General features: G+C 53.2%; 21 protein-coding genes and 1 pseudogene. 9 read left to right on the forward strand and 13 right to left on the reverse strand.

Features of this window, described 5'->3' with window-relative positions; genetic code table 11:
- Positions 1-15 precede the first annotated feature (15 nt).
- From WFK59_RS14810 to WFK59_RS14820, 3 genes are all read right to left on the reverse strand, one after another.
- On the reverse strand, positions 16-1290 hold the full coding sequence (locus WFK59_RS14810; RefSeq protein WP_233988749.1) for a Glu/Leu/Phe/Val family dehydrogenase: 1275 nt from the start codon (positions 1288-1290) through the stop codon (positions 16-18).
- A gap of 482 nt (positions 1291-1772) precedes the next feature.
- Entirely contained in the window at positions 1773-2162 is a 390-nt protein-coding gene (locus WFK59_RS14815; protein ID WP_233988748.1) for a DUF1090 domain-containing protein, read from the reverse strand.
- Positions 2163-2293: 131 nt separating this feature from the next.
- Positions 2294-3067 (reverse strand): MerR family transcriptional regulator, encoded by a 774-nt coding sequence (locus tag WFK59_RS14820; protein WP_233988747.1) that lies wholly within the window; start codon positions 3065-3067, stop codon positions 2294-2296.
- 362 nt (positions 3068-3429) lie between these two features.
- Between WFK59_RS14820 and WFK59_RS14825 the strand changes: the two genes are divergently transcribed.
- Entirely contained in the window at positions 3430-3825 is a 396-nt protein-coding gene (locus WFK59_RS14825) for a hypothetical protein (RefSeq protein ID WP_233988746.1), read from the forward strand.
- Positions 3826-3888: 63 nt separating this feature from the next.
- Here WFK59_RS14825 and WFK59_RS14830 read toward each other — a convergent pair whose 3' ends face one another.
- On the reverse strand, positions 3889-4362 hold the full coding sequence (locus tag WFK59_RS14830) for a nuclear transport factor 2 family protein (RefSeq protein ID WP_336756177.1): 474 nt from the start codon (positions 4360-4362) through the stop codon (positions 3889-3891).
- A gap of 52 nt (positions 4363-4414) precedes the next feature.
- Positions 4415-4849: a 6,7-dimethyl-8-ribityllumazine synthase gene (locus tag WFK59_RS14835; protein WP_233988744.1), complete on the reverse strand. Its 435-nt coding sequence runs from the start codon at positions 4847-4849 to the stop codon at positions 4415-4417.
- 553 nt (positions 4850-5402) lie between these two features.
- Here WFK59_RS14835 and WFK59_RS14840 point away from each other — a divergent pair.
- Positions 5403-6110, forward strand: a complete 708-nt coding sequence (locus tag WFK59_RS14840) for a phage antirepressor KilAC domain-containing protein (RefSeq protein WP_336756179.1) — start codon at positions 5403-5405, stop codon at positions 6108-6110.
- Between the two features lie 106 nt (positions 6111-6216).
- Here the strand turns inward: WFK59_RS14840 and WFK59_RS14845 are convergent, their stop codons facing one another.
- The gene (locus tag WFK59_RS14845) at positions 6217-7014 is read right to left on the reverse strand and encodes a MetQ/NlpA family ABC transporter substrate-binding protein (RefSeq protein WP_233988742.1); all 798 of its coding nucleotides are present in this window, start codon (positions 7012-7014) and stop codon (positions 6217-6219) included.
- 313 nt (positions 7015-7327) lie between these two features.
- Between WFK59_RS14845 and WFK59_RS14850 the strand changes: the two genes are divergently transcribed.
- Both WFK59_RS14850 and WFK59_RS14855 read left to right on the forward strand, forming a co-directional pair.
- On the forward strand, positions 7328-7723 hold the full coding sequence (locus tag WFK59_RS14850) for a cupin domain-containing protein (protein ID WP_233988741.1): 396 nt from the start codon (positions 7328-7330) through the stop codon (positions 7721-7723).
- 166 nt (positions 7724-7889) lie between these two features.
- On the forward strand, positions 7890-8471 hold the full coding sequence (locus WFK59_RS14855) for a DJ-1/PfpI family protein (protein ID WP_336756181.1): 582 nt from the start codon (positions 7890-7892) through the stop codon (positions 8469-8471).
- A 75-nt stretch (positions 8472-8546) separates the two neighbouring features.
- Here WFK59_RS14855 and WFK59_RS14860 read toward each other — a convergent pair whose 3' ends face one another.
- From WFK59_RS14860 to WFK59_RS14885, 6 genes and pseudogenes are all read right to left on the reverse strand, one after another.
- On the reverse strand, positions 8547-9230 hold the full coding sequence (locus tag WFK59_RS14860) for a molybdate ABC transporter substrate-binding protein (RefSeq protein WP_336756182.1): 684 nt from the start codon (positions 9228-9230) through the stop codon (positions 8547-8549).
- Positions 9230-10282, reverse strand: a complete 1053-nt coding sequence (locus tag WFK59_RS14865) for an ABC transporter substrate-binding protein (RefSeq protein ID WP_336756184.1) — start codon at positions 10280-10282, stop codon at positions 9230-9232. The genes WFK59_RS14860 and WFK59_RS14865 overlap by 1 nt, the downstream gene beginning before the upstream one ends.
- Positions 10283-10559: 277 nt before the next feature.
- Positions 10560-10866, reverse strand: a pseudogene (locus tag WFK59_RS14870) (type II toxin-antitoxin system RelE/ParE family toxin).
- Entirely contained in the window at positions 10866-11126 is a 261-nt protein-coding gene (locus WFK59_RS14875) for a type II toxin-antitoxin system ParD family antitoxin (protein ID WP_233988737.1), read from the reverse strand. The pseudogene WFK59_RS14870 and the gene WFK59_RS14875 overlap by 1 nt, the downstream one beginning before the upstream one ends.
- A gap of 412 nt (positions 11127-11538) precedes the next feature.
- Positions 11539-11883 carry a cupin domain-containing protein gene (locus WFK59_RS14880; protein ID WP_336756349.1) on the reverse strand — a complete coding sequence of 115 codons (345 nt, stop codon included), beginning with the start codon at positions 11881-11883 and terminating at the stop codon, positions 11539-11541.
- A gap of 140 nt (positions 11884-12023) precedes the next feature.
- Positions 12024-13232, reverse strand: a complete 1209-nt coding sequence (locus WFK59_RS14885; RefSeq protein WP_233988736.1) for an aldose 1-epimerase family protein — start codon at positions 13230-13232, stop codon at positions 12024-12026.
- Between the two features lie 395 nt (positions 13233-13627).
- Between WFK59_RS14885 and WFK59_RS14890 the strand changes: the two genes are divergently transcribed.
- Genes WFK59_RS14890 through WFK59_RS14905 form a run of 4 tightly spaced genes read left to right on the forward strand, consistent with a single transcriptional unit; the run spans position 13628 to position 16704 of the window.
- Positions 13628-14191, forward strand: a complete 564-nt coding sequence (locus WFK59_RS14890) for a peroxiredoxin (protein ID WP_233988735.1) — start codon at positions 13628-13630, stop codon at positions 14189-14191.
- Between the two features lie 24 nt (positions 14192-14215).
- The gene (locus tag WFK59_RS14895; RefSeq protein WP_336756185.1) at positions 14216-15454 is read left to right on the forward strand and encodes a protein-disulfide reductase DsbD family protein; all 1239 of its coding nucleotides are present in this window, start codon (positions 14216-14218) and stop codon (positions 15452-15454) included.
- A gap of 58 nt (positions 15455-15512) precedes the next feature.
- Complete coding sequence (locus WFK59_RS14900; RefSeq protein ID WP_233988733.1) at positions 15513-16064, forward strand: sigma-70 family RNA polymerase sigma factor; 552 nt, start codon at positions 15513-15515, stop codon at positions 16062-16064.
- Positions 16051-16704, forward strand: coding sequence for a DUF1109 domain-containing protein (locus WFK59_RS14905; RefSeq protein ID WP_336756187.1), 654 nt, complete (start codon positions 16051-16053; stop codon positions 16702-16704). The genes WFK59_RS14900 and WFK59_RS14905 overlap by 14 nt, the downstream gene beginning before the upstream one ends.
- Positions 16705-16747: 43 nt before the next feature.
- Here WFK59_RS14905 and uilS read toward each other — a convergent pair whose 3' ends face one another.
- Complete coding sequence (uilS, locus tag WFK59_RS14910) at positions 16748-17608, reverse strand: UilS family quorum-quenching N-acyl-homoserine lactonase (protein WP_336756189.1); 861 nt, start codon at positions 17606-17608, stop codon at positions 16748-16750.
- Between the two features lie 235 nt (positions 17609-17843).
- Between uilS and WFK59_RS14915 the strand changes: the two genes are divergently transcribed.
- Positions 17844-18248: a GFA family protein gene (locus WFK59_RS14915; RefSeq protein ID WP_336756190.1), complete on the forward strand. Its 405-nt coding sequence runs from the start codon at positions 17844-17846 to the stop codon at positions 18246-18248.
- Positions 18249-18264: the final 16 nt, after the last annotated feature.

Consider the following 18264-nt stretch of genomic DNA (forward strand, 5'->3'; position numbering starts at 1 on the left):
GCAGCGCCCGACAGATTAGCCCGGATAGATACCGCGATCTTTACGCGCCATCAGAATACGCTCACAGGCCACAATATAAGCCGCGGTGCGCAGTGAACAATCTTTCTCTTTGGCTTTCTCCCAGACGTGGACCATCGCTTCCGTCATGATCTTGTCAGAGCGACGGTTAATTTCATCTTCGCTCCAGAAGAAACTCGCCATGTCCTGTACCCACTCGAAGTAGCTGACCGTGACGCCGCCGGCGTTACAGACCACATCCGGTACCACGATGATGCCGCGCGTCGCGAGCATGTCGTCAGCGTCGGGATAGGTGGGACCGTTGGCGCCTTCCAGCACGATTTTGCAGCTCAGGACTTCCGCTCGTTCACGGGTAATCTGACCTTCCAGCGCCGCCGGGATCAGAATGTCCATCTCTGTGGTCCAGAACGCCTCTTTCTCAATCGCCTGCGCGCCGGGGAAGCCAGCAATCTGCTTGTGAGCAATCTGCCATTCCGTCAGGGCGGCCATGTCGATGCCATCGGTGTTGAGCAGCGTGGCGGTGTGATCCTGAATCAGCACAACCCGTGCGCCAGCCTCATCAAACAGGCGGGCCGCTTCGCTACCCACGTTACCAAAACCCTGAACCGCAACGCGTGCGCCTTCAATCTCAATACCGGCACGGCGTGCCACTTCGCGTCCGGTGATAAACACCCCGCGGCCGGTGGCTTTTTCACGACCCAGTGAGCCGCCGAGGTGAATCGGCTTGCCGGTGACAACGCCGGTAATCGTTGTGCCGTGGTTCATGGAGTAGGTATCCATCATCCACGCCATGACTTTGCTGTTGGTGCCGACGTCTGGCGCAGGAATATCTTTTTGTGGCCCGATGATGATGCCGATCTCACTGGTATAACGGCGAGTCAGTCGCTCAAGTTCACCGTCGGACAGTTTGAAAGGATCAACGCGGATGCCGCCCTTGGCACCACCGTAGGGCAGGTTAACTGCAGCACACTTGATGGTCATCCAGGCGGAGAGCGCCATCACTTCGTTGAGATCAACATCCGGATGATAGCGAATGCCGCCTTTGCCCGGACCGCGTGAAAGGTTGTGCTGAACGCGATAGCCTTCGAAATGGCGGATTGAGCCATCGTCCATTTGCAGAGGGATATCAACAATTAATGCACGTTTTGGATGACGCAAAGTATCTATCCAACGTGAAAGATCGCCTAAATAGGGCGCAACCCGGTCGATTTGTTGTAAGTAGGTGGACCAGGCAGATGTACTGCTTTCAGACGCATAAGATAACTTATCCATAAAAAACCTTTCTTAATGAAGTTATTTATTGTGTGGAGCCGGGAAAGTAGAGCGCGTTGTAGCGCGCCGACATAATCTAACACTCCTGAAACAAATAAGATGTGGAGCCACCCTCGTACAGGGAGGCAGTTGCGCCATTTTGGGGCAAAATCAGTGAATAATTATCCGAAAAACAGCAGTGCCATAGGCGAATAATCATGCGCGGTGAGCGCATAGTGACTGCATAAATCAGCAAATATCACCATTTTTCAGATCTTTGAAGGCCTTCAAAAAGTTAAATAATTGATCCAGTCGATATTGACTTTGCTGCACCAATTAAGTGCATGAGAATAAGTAATTAAAGGATTACATTAAGTAATGGGTCAGGTCAGGATAGCGAAGCATTATCAGGTAATTAGCGCTTACCGGTCGCTGTGGGGAAAATAACGGAGAAATGAAAGGGGGAGATATCGCGAGCCAGCCGTGCAGCTGGCCCGATAAAATTACTGCTGCAGTGCCTGTTCAGCTTCCTGAAGTTCCTGACGTGCTTCTGCCAGTTTCTGCTGACGCTTTTCGATTTTACTGGCGCTACGGCCTTCCGCCTGCGCTTTTGCCAGTTCCTGTTCGCGCTCCTGAACTTTAGCCTTTTTCTCTGCCACTTTTTCCTGCCGTTGTTGCAACAGTCCGCTGTCAGAACAGTTCGCATTCACTTCACTCAGCGCTTTTTCGAGACCGGCAATCTGGTGCGTATTGCTGTGCTGGCGAGCATAAGAGAGCTGAGTTTCAATCTCCTGCTTCTTCGCGGCACAACCGGTGAGAGAGCTGTCGGCATGAGCCGCAGTAAAAGTGAAAGGCAACAGGGAGAAGCTAAGGGCAAGCAACGTTTTTTTCATAATCGTCTCGTCAATGAGTCTGTGTGGTTGCGTCAGTATACGCAGCCAGCTTAAGAGATTCTTAACCGAAAAAAATATCTGCCAGAGACGGGAAGAGAAAAGGAGGAAAGAAAGGAGAAGGCTGCCTGCAGTCAGGCAGCAGAAGAGGTTTTCGCCTGCATCATATAGTGCAGGTTACGGTCCGGGCCGCTCAGCATCACCGGATTGCCCGCCTGGCGCTGCTGTTCAAAATAGTCCTGCATCGTCTGGCTGATGCCCGCGCCACACCACATGATGTGATGCTGATGCAGATCGGTTTTCATCGCCGGCTGGCCGGTAACATGCGAGGCAATATCGACGTCGAAGCCCATCGCGGAAAGCCGGATCGCTTCAATCCAGATTTCGGTTTCGTCGCGTACGCTCACCGCTTCCAGAAACAGCGGAATGGACTCTTCACTGCGCGAGGAAGCGCGCATGACTTTATCCGCCTGATGCTGCACCGTTTGCTGAAAACGATCCAGCCGGCGTCCGGCACCCTGTCGACGGTCGGCGCGCAGCCAGTCGCTGAGTGGACGTAACAGGTTATAGATAAAATCATCACCGCTGTAGTCGCTGGACATCTGATGCATCTGACGCGATAGCGACAGCGGTGTACCAAATTCAAGCTGCCACAACATATCGCCTTTACGCGCAGCCCAGCCCGAAGTCATGATCGCGGATGCGCTATCCTGACCCTGTTTAATTTCCTGCAGCGTGGCGCCGGTTGCGGTTAACGCGACCAGACTGCGCACTTCGTTTAACTGTGCGTCACTCCAGTGCTTCAGCGGGTGCTGCGGAGATAATAAGCCCTGTTTCATCCAGCGTTTCAGGTTCGCCGGATGGGTACCCGTAATCGCACAGATGGTTTCAGTAGTATGAGAATGCATATCGTGCCCTCTGCTGAGGGAAAGGCCGCCGGACTTGACCGGGGATGAACAACTACTATGAACCTCATAAAGGCAAATTGATAGGGGTTGAACTGAGACAAAACAGCCTGCTACGCGCCTGACGCTGCGCTTATTCGCCCTGAAAAGCGGGTTATTCTTAGGCTGTTCAGGTGGTTAAATGATCAGGTATCCCCGCGGGAAAAGCCTGTGTATTTACTCAGTAAAGTTTTCTCAGACTACAACAGCTTATGTAAACAGCGAAAACCCCCGTTTTTAAGAGCATGCTGAGCTCTCTTTCCCTTTCATCCCCCGGCTAAAACGCTAAAATAGTCGGTTCAAATGACCAGGAGAAAGACTGCCAAATGCGTTATCGTTTTACACTTGCCGTTGCGACGGCTGCCGTTGTGTTGACCGGTTGTGCCAGACATGGCGCTACTGATGCTGCCACCGATTTTGCTGCTGGCCCTACGCAGATTGATGTCTCACACATCAAGACCCGCGCAGATGATGGCTCTAATGTCTTTTTAACCGTTGATGGCAAAGATGCGGGTGAGTTGCCTGATGGTCAGAGCAAATTGCTGCATGTTCCGGCAGGAAAGCATCAGGTGGGCGGTTATGTTCCGACTCTGTTCGGGCTCGGGCGCGTCACTATTGCTCCGATAGAGGTGACAACGTCACCTGAGGACGTCAAAAAAGTGGCCTATACCGTCACGCGTAATAAGGCGAGCTTTGTAGAACATCCGGACGAGCAGGGTTAACAGCGAATCGGGAGCGCAGCGGAAAGCCTGGCTTTCCGCTGGGTGAATCTGCATACAGGCTGTTTACAGGCCGAGCTCGCTGAGCGAAGGATGATCATCAGGACGGCGACCCTGAGGCCAGTGAAACAGTCGTTGCTCCTCAGGGATCGCCAGATCGTTAATGCTGGCGTAGCGCTGCATCATCAAACCGTTGTCGTCAAACGCCCAGTTCTCATTGCCATAGGAGCGAAACCACTGGTGATGGGCATCGTGCCATTCATAGGCAAAACGGACGGCAATCCGGTTGCCATCAAAACTCCACAGCTCCTTAATCAACCGGTATTGCTGCTCGCGTAGCCACTTCTGCTGCAGAAAAGCGACAATTTCCCTGCGGCCGGTAATGAAAAGATCGCGATTACGCCATTGGCTGTCGGCGGTATAAGCCAGTGAGACCCGTTCAGCATCACGACTGTTCCAGGCATCTTCTGCCAGACGCACTTTTTCAATAGCCTGTTGCGCCACGCTAAACGGCGGCAAAGGCGGACGTGCATTTTCCATCTTTATCTCCCCGCGCTTGCAATCAGGCTGAGCCGCAGCATTGACCCGTCAATCAGAGTTCGATGGCATGGATCTGGCTGACCGCGCGCGCCGCTTCTTTGCCTTTCTTCACGAAGTGCTCAGTGTAGAAATCGATAAATTCCGGCGCTGGCTGGAAGTTGTGCGGCGTCAGCGACACGGAGAAAATCGGCACATTGGTGGCCAGCTGAGCCTGCATCAGACCGCTGACTACCGCCTGCGCAACGAAGTCGTGGCGATAGATACCGCCATCGACCACCAGTGCGGCACAGACTACGGCATCGAATTTTCCGGTCTGCGCAAGACGTTGCGCCAGCAGCGGCATTTCAAAAGCGCCGGGAACATCCCATGTTTTGATCTCATACGGCGTCCCGCGACTCTCCAGTTCCTGCTCAAATCCGGACAGGGCCTGGGAAACGATTTCGCTATGCCAGTTAGCTTTGATAAAGGCGACTTTCAACGGCTGCATGACTTACTCCAGTTAAGATGACATCCGGGGAAATGGGCCAGGTCAACATCCTGCGCCACCGGATTAATAGTTTTAGCCCGGAAAGCCACGCTTTCCACCCTGTCGGCGAGCCTCTGATGGCCCGCGGGTTGGCACGGTCAGATACCCAGCGGCGGACAAATCAGGTTGTCCTGCTGCCCCATAGCCGGGGCGCTGGGCAGCGTCGAAAGCGGATTCGAGCGCTACGATGATACTGTAATGTAAACAGACCCCGTCCGTCTTTAACGATCTTGCTTTATTTAACAGCGCTTAAGGGTGAAATTGCAGGTTCTTTTCCGTTAGCGAGCCTGTCGCTGCCCTTTTTTGCTGGCCGGTAGCCTTGCGGTGAGTGCGATCGATAATCCTTCAGCTCGCGGTGTCTTCAGGCCGTTACGGCATGCCACTCAATTGCCCGTTTAAGTCATCGATTCCTTTTAACCAATCGGTTAAATAAAATACTGGATATTTGAACAGTTGTTTGTATAATAATTCTACTGCCCGTTGGGTATTGGTAGAGTTAGTGAGGGGTCAACCCATGATGATTTCGACTGAAAGCCTCAAATCACTGGAACAATCGGTCACAATGAGCAGCCGTGAACTGGCGCAGATGACCGGCATCACGCATGGAGAAGTTAAGCGGTTAATTAAAAGCCTGGAGACCGCCCAGCGCCTGTCGCAGCCGATCGTTGTTAATGACTATGAGCGGGAAGGGGAAGTGCGTCAGGAGTACCGGCTGAACAAACGTGACTCATTGCTGGCCGTGGCACGCCTGTCGCCGGGTTTTACCGCTGAAGTGCTGGACCGCTGGCAGGATCGCGAAAAAACCACGCATCTGCCTGACTTTACCAATCCGGCAGAAGCCGCTCGTGCCTGGGCTGAGCAGTTCGAGCAGCGTCAGGCCGCTGAACAGCAGCTGGCGCTTTCCGCCCCCAAGGCGGCCTTCTTCGATAACTTCGTCGAAGTCGAGGATTCGCTGGGTTTTCGCCAGTTGTGCAAGATGCTGAAAGTGAAAGAACCTGAATTTCGCCAGTTCCTGCTGGAACGCAATATCATGTATCGCGCCAAAGGAACACTGACGCCGCAGCATTACCATCTGCAGGCCGGTTATTTCACGCTGCATTCCGGCGTGGGCGAAAATCAGCATGCCTTTTCCCAGGCACGTTTCACGGCTAAAGGCGTGAAGTGGGTTGCCAGCCTGTGGGCAGGCCACGTCTCTGCCCAGCCAAAAGGTGCCGCAGCCTGATGGGTTTTACCGCCGAAAGCGTGTCATAAACACAGTGCGTTTGTTCCTGACACAAAATAGAAAAAGGCCGCATCACTGCGGCCTTTTCGATTTTAATGGATGCTGATTACCAGCCTTTTATGGCATCGCCTTTATAAACTTCCTCCGCTTTCGCAGCGACTTCAGGTGACTGCAGCGCTGACTTCAGCTTCTGAATTTTATCGCTGTCTTTATTATCTTCGCGCGAAACCAGCGCGTTGACATAAGGTGAGGCGGCACTCTCCATAAATAATCCATCGCGGTGTGCTGATAATCCAGCCTGAGCCGAGAAGTTGGTATTAATGATCGACAGGGTAACGTTAGGATCATCCAGCGTCCGGGTCAGTTGTGGCGTATCGACTTCAACCAGCTTCAGATGTTTTGGATTCTCAACAATATCGAGTGAGGTCGGTAAATAACCCACACCCTCTTTAAGTTTAATCAGGCCCTGGGCCTGCAGCAATAACAGGCTACGTCCCAAAGTCGTTGCTTCATTAGAGATAGTGATAGTGGCACCATCCTGCAGCTCGTTGATGTTTTTGATTTTGTGCGAGTAAGCGGCAATCGGGAAGACAAAGGTCTTACCGACCACGGCAAATTTGTAACCGCGCTCTTTAGATTGATCTTCAAGATAAGGCAGACTCTGGAAGGCGTTCGCATCCACCTCTTTATTATTCAGCGCCTCATTGGGTAAGACGTAATCGTTGAAGTTAAGCACTTCCACATCCAGCTGATATTTATCTTTTGCGACCTGTTTTACCACCTGCCAGATGGCTTCATCCGGCCCGGTATTAATCGCTACTTTAACTTTGTTGTCGTCATCTTTTGAGCAGGCGGATAATAATAAAACAGAACTGGCAAGTAACGCCGTAAACAGACCTTTCATTATCAGAAATCCCTCAGGTAGTAGATGGCTTCAAAGATAATACAGAATCGCCAGGTTGCGTACTGACTGAGGGATATAACTTATAACCATAAAACATCCTGCTGCTCATAAATTAAACAACTCAGGCGGGTTATTTATTACGCGCCGAATGACCACCCTCAATGGCGGCAATAAAGCCCCTTCCGATCAAGGCAGAAAGTCGGCGACCCGCCTTATCAGAATGGATAAGCAGATCACCATTTTTATTCTATGCTTAGAGCGCAAAGCAGGCGTCAGACGCCTGGATTTCACTGATTAAATACCGGGATTAACCATGTCAAAACAGGATACCCGCAGCGCTTCAGAGGTCACCGCCGTCGAAGTGATGCGCAGCAGCCAGGCCTGGAACGGCGAAAGGATTGAATGCTATCCGGCCGGACAGCCGGAGCTTACCGTAATGCGTCTCTCTCTGCCGGCCAATACCTCATTACCCTGGCATACACACCCGATGCCCAATGCGGCGTTTGTTCTTTCCGGCACCCTGATTGTTGAAGATAAACAGAGCGGCGAACAACAAACTTTCCATGCCGGACAGGCGTTGAATGAAACGGTTAACAGTGCGCATCGGGGCTTTACCCTCGACCAGCCGGCTGAACTGGTAATTACCTATGCCGGTGTAAAAGGGCAGGAACTGACTGAGCCGCTGCCCGGCGAGCCGGAAGAGTTTTAGCCAAGAGCAGGGCACCTGGCCATCTTCACCTGATGTAAATCTCAGGCCGACGTGCTCTGTTTTGATAAGGATCAGTAAAACCGCTGCCCGGCCAGATTAGGTTTGATGGTTCTCATTCTCCTCTCCACCGAATCACATTTCATCTACAGCAAAAAGGATTAATTTCATGGATAAGAACGTTGCTCTTTTGCTTGCGCCTGGCTTTGAAGAAGCCGAAGCCATCGTCACTCTGGACATTCTTTCACGGCTGGGCGTTCACGTTGTAACGCTGGCCTGCCAGTCCACCAGAGAGGTCACCAGCTATCACAACCTGAAGGTGCTGGCGGATGATCTGCTGGAAAACAATCGGGAGAGGCTGTTTGATGCGGTGATTATTCCTGGCGGGCCGGATGGCAGTAAAAACCTCGCGGCAAATGAGGCGGTGATCGCGTTTATTCGCCGTCACGATCAGGAAGGTCGTCTGATTTGCCCGATCTGTTCTGCGGCAGCACGCGTACTGGCGCCACAGGGTCTGCTTAAAGGTCGCCACTTTGTCAGCTCCGGAACGTCATACCAGGATGTCACCGATGGTCGCTATGTCGATGCGCCAGTAGTAAAAGATGGCAACCTGGTCAGCGGGCAGGATCTGGGTGCCGTTTTTGATTTTGCCTTCGCGATTGCTTATCTGCTGACCGGGGAGGGCGATAACGTCCGGGAACAGGCTGAGCATATCAGCCACACCCTGAAAGTCGATCTCACCACGCTTTAGGATTGATATTCTGTCAGCCGTTGCGCTGACGGGATGTTACCGCAACGGCAGGACGCAGCCTTATCGGGATTGAGGTTAACCACCAAAACCGGCCTGCCGCAGCACCGATTTCGCCAGTGGCGAAGCTAAAAACGCCGTCAGCGCCTCTGCCTGAGGCGTGATGACCGCACAAACATATTCTGCTGGCGGGTTAAAAACCGCCGGAATCTCCAGCACCGTCAGCCCGGCAATCTGGCGCAGAGCGCTCCGATAGCTGGCATAGCCAATAAACAGATCCGCCTTACCCTCCCGAATGAGCCATTCTGCCGCCAGCCTGCCGTGTGGAACAGGTGGAGTATCACGGCCACCAACCAGGGCCATCGCCCGCTGGCGAACCACTTCCCCGGCGTCACCCATCAGGGTGAACAGCCGCTGCGTGTAGTCACCTGAAGGATCGGCGCCCGGCGTAGAGGTAGCTATCCGGAGATTTCTGCGGGTGAGCAGGGTGAGCCAGTCGTCTCCCGGGTGCAGCAGATCGCTGCGAACGGTCAGACAGAGCGTATTGCTGGCAAACGGGACGATCGACAGCGCGCGCCCCTGATCCAGCAACGACGTGGGATGAGCCCTATTGGCCGATGCAAACAGATCGCAGGGTTCACCGGCTTCAATGCGCTCACGTAACAGTCCGGCCGGACCGAACAGGGTATCAACGGGTTGTGGAAAGTGCGCCATCAGCGCAGGCCAGACGCTTTTCAGACTGCCCGCCGCCAGTACGCGCATTAGTCGCTTCCCTGCCATGAGGTACGGTAAAAGCGCTGATACCAGTCGTTAGCCCGCTTGCGCATGTCGATATCCTGGAACTTCTCCGGATAGAGTTTTTTCGCCATCCACAGTTCGCCAATGCCCATTGCTTCCGGCATCGGGTAACCCCAGGCCTTGGCATAATCCGGCATCAGATAGACCCGATGATTTTTAACCGCATCGATGGTCTGCCACTGTGGCGAATGGTTGATTTCATCGATCACGGAGGGATAACGATCCTGCACAAAAATCACCTGCGGATTCCAGGCAATAACCTGTTCCATCGACACCGATTTAAATCCCTGCACGGTCGCCGCCGCCACGTTAACCGCGCCAGCGTGCGCCATCATCAGGCCGGTATATTTACCGGAACCGTAGGTGGTCAGTTGCGGGTTTGCCATATAGGCACGAATACGTTTCTCAGCCGGAATATCCTTCAGGCGATCGCTGACGATTTTACGACCCTGATCGGTGGCTTCAATCAGCGCTTTCGCCTCGGCGGGTTTATTGACGATCTCGCCGATAAGCGTAATCCCTTCACGCAGACCTTTGTCGTAAGCCATTTCCTCGTCGCTGAGAGTCGGATTCATTTTGGCCTTTTCACCCGGCTGATCATGTCGCAGCGAGATAGCCACCACCGGAATCCCCAGCGCGCTAATGCTGTCGATCATCTCCTGTGGGGCGTAGTTGGTCACGAACACCACCTGCGGATGCAGCGCCACCAGTTTTTCGGGATCGACATGCGTCAGATCGCCCAGCGCCGCTTTCTGATTCAGCGTCGGAGCCAGCCGGGCATAGCCATCGCCCAGTTGCTGTTTCCAGTCCGCCATTACGCCGACAATTTTGTCGGTGGCATTCATCTGCACCAGCAGGTTCAGCGTCTGATGCTGAAGCACCACAACACGATCAACACGATCGGGAATCGTGACCTGACGGCCAATCTGATCGGTTATCTGGCGTGATGCCTGGGAGCTGAGCGGAAGGAGTATCAGTAAAACCGGAATCAATACCTGCCAAAAGCGCTTTGTCATAATGTCCTCACATTTCGATATGCAATGGATTATACAGCGCAAGCCGGAACAGGTCCTGATTGATATCAGTGTATTTTGTCGCTCGGGACAGACTGCTCAGGTTAAGTCGATAAAGCTAAGTCGATAAAGCAGGAGAAAACGGGGTTTATCACTTTTAGGCTAACACGCCTGGTGTGCATAATGCAGGCTGCGTAGCCGCTGCACGTCCATTCATTTCTGCGCGGTACGGAACGCGATGAAAGCGGATCGCGGCACAATCCGGCTCACAGAGAACCAGCTAACGCTGCGGGTTGTCTGGCGGCGCTGCGGCGGCGAACAGTCCGCTGATATCCCGCGAACCATGTAGCAGTCTCTCTATGCGGACTTCGGTATCAAGCACCCTGAACACGATGAGGTAGCGCCCGTAAGCACAGCTTCTGACGTTCTGCCCCAGCTCCGGCCTTTCTCTGTAGATGACCGGTGATTCAGCTATCAGCGTACAGCTCTGCCGTGAAACTCATCGCACGCACCGGGTTATCCTCCGCGATATAGTCGCCGATGGCTTCCATATCCTGTTCTGCCAGAGGTGAAATACCCAGTTTCATTAAGCCTTACCGCCTTCAGCCTGACGTCGGTATTTCTGTGACAGGCGACCAAACACCTCTTCTGCACTTTTGCTTTCGCCGCTGTTTATACCTGCACTGACCGCTTTTTGCAGTGATTCAAGTTTCATCTGCTGCTCCCGTTCTTCCAGTGCCCTGAGTCCCGCACGGATCACCTCACTGGTGTTGTTATATCGTCCGCTTTCTATCTGTTCACGGATGAACGCTTCGAAGTAAGGACTGAGCGCTACGCTGGTTGGCATGGTCATATCTCCATCAGGATTACTATCAGTTATTAACTGTTAGTATACTGCTCCATCTATTATCCGCAGTATCTGGTATCTTTTCCAGGCGATGCTCTGCCTGGGGGCCTTAGCAAAGCGGCGGTTGCAGTCCAGGATGGAGCTGTCCAGCCAGACATTGGCTTTCTCGATACAGCTGATGTCCTCGAGTCGCATCTCTTTGATTAATCGGTCCTGGAGCGTCAGGTTAGTCGCAAAAGCTTAGTGTCTTTATGCCAAAAAAAGGGACATTTCTAAATGGCTAAAAAGTGACATTACTAAATTGGTCTAACACATTAGGTGCGCATAATCTATCTTATGTTAAATAAGCCCAGTCAAACGCATTGCCAGCAGGTTGCCAGACTCACGCGCCCAGTCCCTGCTGCCCGTCCCACTACTGTCCGGCTAAGTCAGAGCGGTCACCGCGCGTCGTTGGATGGGAAATGACGATAAATTCTACTGCGCTATCGGATTCGTTTCGCGCCTGATGCTTAGCTTCAGGTGGAATTTCAATTCCCTGCCTCGCAGCAATCTGATGCTTCTCGCCATTGAGTTCCATGGTCAGCACGCCGTCGAGCACGAAGAAAAACTGGCGTGAAATCGAGTGAAAATGGCGTTTCTCCTGGCTATCAGGCGGCATTCTTTCGTGAATGATTAACATATCCTGGCGCTTCAGCAGATACCATCCGTCACAGGCATCTCCCCATTGATAGTGCTCAGCATTCTCTTTAGAGATCATTGCGTCCCCGAAATCTGATAATAAACCTCTCATTATCTGCTCCGCGCGGCAGCCCACACTGGCTGATCAATACCGCAGAATATCAGCAGAAAAAAATCCCGCAACCGCCACTGACGTTAACGGGATTATTTATCGTACCGTTACTCTTTGGCTATTGGCGTTGCGTTTTCATCGATTTTTGTCTCGCCCTGGATAGTCTTGATCCGCTGCTCAACCGCATTCACCTGCTCACTGCTGTGCAGCAAGGTATAAGTCAGATCAAAAGCCGTGCTGGCACCGGGCTGCAGTTGCTTAACGCGCTTTTGCTCACGTTCAATGGTGACCGGATAAGCATAACTGGTGCCGGGTTCGATTCCTGTTACATAGCCCTGTTTCAGGGTATCGGTATTTTTCCACAGCGACAGCACCGGCAACTGACGGGTATCGAACTGGATCGAGGCACCAAGGTTACCGGCTTTATTCACCACCGCCGCGACTGACTGATGCTGATCATCAGCAAGTGGTTTGACATTAAACACCATCTCATCAAAACCTTTGGTTGGCCCCTGATAGGTTTGCCAGGTTTTCAGACCAGCTTTGGCATAATCGTTGAACGGGCTGATGCCTGACATGGGAGCAATAAAACGCGCACCCTCTTCCAGAATCGGCGTACCAAAGTTGCTGTGATAAATGATCTGATAATCGTGCGGATAATCTGCATGGTTAGTTAACACATCGTGCAGGCTGAAACTATTGCTGCCTGGTACGTAGCGCAGTTCAGTCAGGGTCTGCAGATCCGCTTTTTTAAAGGTGCTCTCTTTGATTAAACCGCGGATGCGAATCTCATGCGGTGCCGCGTCAGCCACTTCCACTTCCAGCTGAGAAACCGGGGTATTACCGGCTTTACCATGCAGCGTATAAATTTTACCGTCGGCGGTCACCGGATGGCCGGTCCATTCATAGCCGCAGCGCACCATCATCTCATTGAAACCTTCCAGCCAGCCCAGTCCGTTGCGGCTCTCCAGATTAATAAATGCCGGGTTGACCACCTCTTTAACTGGCGAATCCCAGCCCATACGGCTGCCAAACCCTTCAACACGCAATAAATTCATGCCACGGGTCGGGCTCAGCGTAATAGTCAGGCCATCCTGACTTTTGATTACCAGAATTTTACTGCCTTCCTGCTTACCGCCGTGCAACACCTGCTGTTCAATGCTGAACGGCTTACCTGACAGTTTCAGCTCACTACTGGAAATTTGCCAGTTGCCTTTATCCATGCCCTGTTCAGCACTCGTCAGCACCCAGGTTTTTGCGGTTGCAGAACCCGAAACCAGCAGAGCCAGTACCGTTAACGCCAGTTTTATCTTCATTATTTATCCCTTTTGCTGAATCGTTTTTTCATGATTTAAGGGAAATCTACGGGCTGCGCGTTAACAGAAACGTGACCTGTCTCACCTGCTGAAAAAAGCTCATCAGAATGACGCATTAATGCGTGCTCAGTCACACAAAGATGAACGCGCTAACAGTTATTGCAGCCATTTGCGTGAAGAAAACAGTAAAGCATTACACGATTCAGCTTCTAATCGGCTGGCAGCCGGAACATTCAGGATGGTTAATATCCACTCAGCCTGTTCAGGCGGTTTGATTTCCGGCCGGTTAAAAATAAAAAAATAATGAAACTCACCCGCAACTTTTTCAGCTGGCCAGCGAACCTGTTAATAAGGTCATCAGGCGACACCGCCTGCCTGTTAACGGAGAGAGAGCTATGCCGATGAAAACCACCCTGAAAACCCTGGCTATTGCCACCCTGATGGCGCTCAGCGTCCCGGTCAGTTCCGCCCTGGCTGCCCTGCAGGTCGGTGAAAAAGCGCCTGACTTTAAGCTGGAAGCCGCGCTGGCTGGTAAAGCGACCACCTTCTCATTGCAACAGGCGTTGCAGAAAGGACCCGTGGTGCTCTACTTCTTCCCCGCCGCGTTTAGCGCCGGCTGTACGCTGGAAGCCCACGACTTTGCCGAAGCAACTGATGAATTTAAAAAACAGGGCGCGACCGTCATTGGCGTGACCGCGGGCAACACCGATCAGATTGCAAAATTCTCGCAGCTGGAATGCCGGGATAAATTCACCGTGGCGGCCGATCCTGGCGCAAAAGTGGCGGCAGAATATAACAGCACCATGGAGATGAAAGGCCAGAAACTCTCTGACCGTACCTCTTACGTTATTGCGCCGGACGGCAAAATTCTGCTCAGCTATACCGACAAAAATCCTGATGCCCATATCCAGAAAGCGATGGATGCGGTTAAAAAATATCGTCAGGCCAATCCGGCTTAATCTCACTTTCCGAGTAGGTTCATCATGCTGACAGCCATTGCAGCCGCCTTTCTGGGCGGTATTATTCTCAACTTAATGCCCTGCGTTTTTCCGGTGATCTCACTGAAAGCGCTGAGCCTGATTCGCCATCACGACCAGCCCGCCCATGCGCGCAGTGAAGGGCTGGCCTTCCTGCTCGGTGTCGTGGTGACGATGGTCGCACTGAGCGCGGTGCTGCTACTGGCGCGTGCCGGAGGGGCTTCAGTGGGTTGGGGATTCCAGTTGCAGTCACCGGTGGTGATCGCACTGCTGATTCTGGTGATGCTCGGTTCTGCACTGAATCTGCTCGGGCTGTTTGAGGTGGGACTGTCAGTGCAACGGGTTGGCGGCGTAGGCAGTGACCGTGGCGGCCTGCTGGGATCGGCGCTGACCGGTGCGCTGGCCATTATTGTCGCCACACCGTGCAGCGCGCCCTTTATGGCCAGCGCCGTTGGCTATGCGCTGACTCAGCCGCCCATTGTCAGCCTGGTGATTTTTATCTCTCTGGCGCTGGGTTTTGCTGCGCCCTTTACTCTGATCTCCTTTTTCCCGCTGCTGGCGCGCATTTTACCGGCACCCGGTGCCTGGATGATCACCCTTAAACAGGGTCTGGCCTTCCCGATGCTCGGTGCGGTGGGCTGGTTGATCTGGGTGCTGGAGCGTCAGGCGGGTTCAGCGGCGCTGGCCGCTATTCTCATCTGCTGCCTGTTACTCAGTTTCGCGGCCTGGCTGTATGGCATGGCGCAGAAACGCCGTATGATGGGTCAGCGTCACTGGGCGCTTCACCTCGCCACCGCCTTTTTCGTGGCATTAGTGGTTCCGCCGTTACTGAATCTGAACAGTTTTGCCGCAGCACCACAAAGCGAAGAGGCTTCACAGGCCGCCGCCGCGGTCGCCTGGTCACCACAGAATGTTGATGCGATTAAAGGCCAGGGTAAGCCGATTCTGGTGAACTTTACCGCCTCATGGTGTATTACCTGTCAGGTTAACGATCGCACCTCACTGTCAACTCAGGCGGTCAAAGCGGCGATGGCGCGCACCAGCACCATTTACATGGTGGCGGACTCAACCAAATACAATCCGGATGTGGAACAGGCACTTAGCGATTTTGGCCGCGGCGGACTGCCGCTCTATGTCGTCTATCCGGCCAATGGCGGCAAACCGGTGGTATTACCGCAGGTTCTGACGCCGCGGATCGTAATTTCAGCGCTGGATCAGGCAACGGAGAACGGCAAGAAAACGTGAATCCCATAATGAATCAACACGCTGGCAGCGTGCCAGGCGGTTAACCCGCTGATAATGAATGCCAGAGACTGACAACCGCGCGCAGTTATGGCCACAGCTGATGGCCCGCGCGCAGGAAGGCGATAAATACGCCTATAACCAGTTGCTGAAAGCGATGGTTCCGGCCATCCGGGCTTTAGCGTGCAAAAAAATCAGTGATGCTGCGCTGGTCGAGGATGTGATCCAGGAGACTTTGCTGGCGATTCATCGTGTACGGCACACCTACGATCCGCGGCGTCCCATCCTGCCCTGGGTCGCCGCGATTACCTCTGCCAGAGCGATAGATGCCCTGCGTCAGCGGGGACGTCGGCAGGAAGTACAGGATGAGGATGCGCTGAATCATCAGCCAGCTGAAAGTGCCGAGAGCGCCCCTGAAGCAGATGAACTCACTGGTTACTTAGGCAATCTGCCGCTGCGTCAGCGTGAAATTGTCGAATCGGTTCATTTGCGTGAACAGAGTCTGGCGCAGGCGGCGGCGGAAACAAATCAGTCGGTGTCAGCGGTGAAATCGCTGCTGCATCGCGCAATGCTTAACCTACGAAAATATGGAAACAATCATGAGAAATCATGACCCTTTGATTGATCGGTTGACCGAATCCGTCAAGCCGGTGCAGCGCGTCTGGCCAACGCCCTGGCGCGTTGCCGGCTGGATTGCCGCGGCCCTGCCCTGCGGCGCGCTCAGCAGTTGGGCGTTTCATACCCGGCTGACCGACTGGTCACAGCCTGGCGCGGCGGTCGCCCTGAGTGCTCTGCTACTCGCGTTTGTCATTGCTGGCAGCAGCGTTGCGGCGGCCTTTACTCTGAGTATTGCGGGTAGAAAACCGGTCAGCCTGTATCGGTTATGGCTGCTGGCGGGCCTGTGGCTGACGCTGAATCTGTTCAATCTCTCTTCTTCAGTGCCGCCAGCGAGCGCAGGTCGCCTGGGTGAAGGAATACACTGCTATCTGTTTATGCTCTCTGCCAGCCTGCCGATGATGCTGTTATCGGTGATTGCCTTACAGCGTACACGCTCTTTGCATCCCGCAAAAAGCCTCGCGCTGGCGGGTTGCGGCAGCGCGTTCAGCTCTTCGATGCTGCTGTCACTCTGCCATGATACCCATCTGCACCTGATCGATTTTTCGATGCATCTGGCTGCTGGCATCACCATTATCGCCATCACGGTAGTGGCGGGACGGCGCTGGGTGCAACTGGAAGGGTTAACGGAAAAATAAGGCGAGCCGGGATCAACTCGCCTGAGTCGATATCAGGTTCTGGTTACAGATGTTCAGCAAACCATTCGGTCTGGACCTGCACAACCTGCCTAAAAAAGTCACCCGTGTAAATATCGTAATGGCGTGCGTCAGTCACTTCATAAAGTTTTTTGTCCGTTGCGGCTATCGCCTCGAATAAGGCCCGTCCCTGTTCTGGCGGATTGACCGAATCTTTACCGGCAATAACGACCAGCGTCGGACACTGAACCTTTGCCGCATTGAGTGCGGGTTTATATAGCAGTGTTTCCCGGACGGTTAGAAAAGGAATCTTAATATCCATTTTTGGATAGTGCTGTCGATTTTCTTCAAAGAACGTTTTAGATTCCACATCGTTTAACACGCGAGTAATCGCGACAAACATCTCTTTGCCGCTGCTGGTGCGTTTCTCTGCCATCTTCTCCAGCGTTGCCGAGAAAGCCGCTTTTTCTGCCGCATCCATTTGCCCTGTCACAATGGCTTCGCCATCAGCAAAAGCAAGCTGGCTGACGATACATTTGATGTCGGCATTATCAGCCGCTGCGCCAAAAACATGGCATCCACCAAACGAGGTTCCCCATAGGCCTATTCTTGTTTGATCCAGCGCGGGTTGCTGTTTTGCCCAGTTCACAACCGACAGAATATCGGCAATTTGCTGCGCGGGCACCAGTCGTTCGCGCTCACCCTCGCTGTCACCAAAACCACGATAATCGAAGGTAATGGTAGCAAAACCCGCGCGGGTAAAGGCGTCGGCAAAATCAGGCAGTAAAATCTCTCTGATACCACAAAAGCCATGACATAGAATGATGACCGGATGTTTTGTGGGCTGGACTGGCTGGCGAAGCGTCAGCGCAATGCCCTCAGGCAATATTGAGGTCGTGGTGTCCATCGTTATTCATGCTCCTTGCTTACTCGTTATTATCAGGCCGAAGGTAAATCACCTTTTCATGACAGCTCAGGATTTACCACGATCCAGATCAGTAAAAAAGCAAGAGCAGTGGGAGAAATGAAACGCTTTGGCAATCAATGCGGCGGCAGGCGAAGCAATATTCGGTATTCCCCACAACAGACCATCATGGCCTATATTTTTATATCCGGATGTCCGGACGGTTCAGGAGTTGACCATGCAAAATGAGATGTCAGCACAATGTCATTGTGGTGCAGTGGCGTTCAGCGTAACGCTGAAGGATGGATTTAATACGGTACGGCGCTGTAACTGCTCGTTCTGTCGGATGCGCGGCGCTGTGGTGGTATTTGCCCGTGAAATCGAGGTGACGCGCGGCAAAGATCAGCTCACCGAATACCGCTTCAATAGCAAACAGGTTGGCCACTACTTCTGTTCAGTGTGCGGCATTTATACCTTCCATCAGAGCCGCTCACAGCCTGACCAGTATGGCGTTAACGTTGCCTGTCTGGCGGGGGTTTCACCGTTTGATTTTACCGATGTGCCGGTGAGCGACGGCATCCACCATCCTAAAGATGGCGGTGCCGGTGGCGTAGCCGGACATCTGATCTATAAACCGGCCTGAATCGCAGAGGGTGCGA

This window comes from Pantoea sp. USHLN298 (assembly GCF_037149395.1).
Lineage (GTDB): Bacteria > Pseudomonadota > Gammaproteobacteria > Enterobacterales > Enterobacteriaceae > Pantoea > Pantoea astica.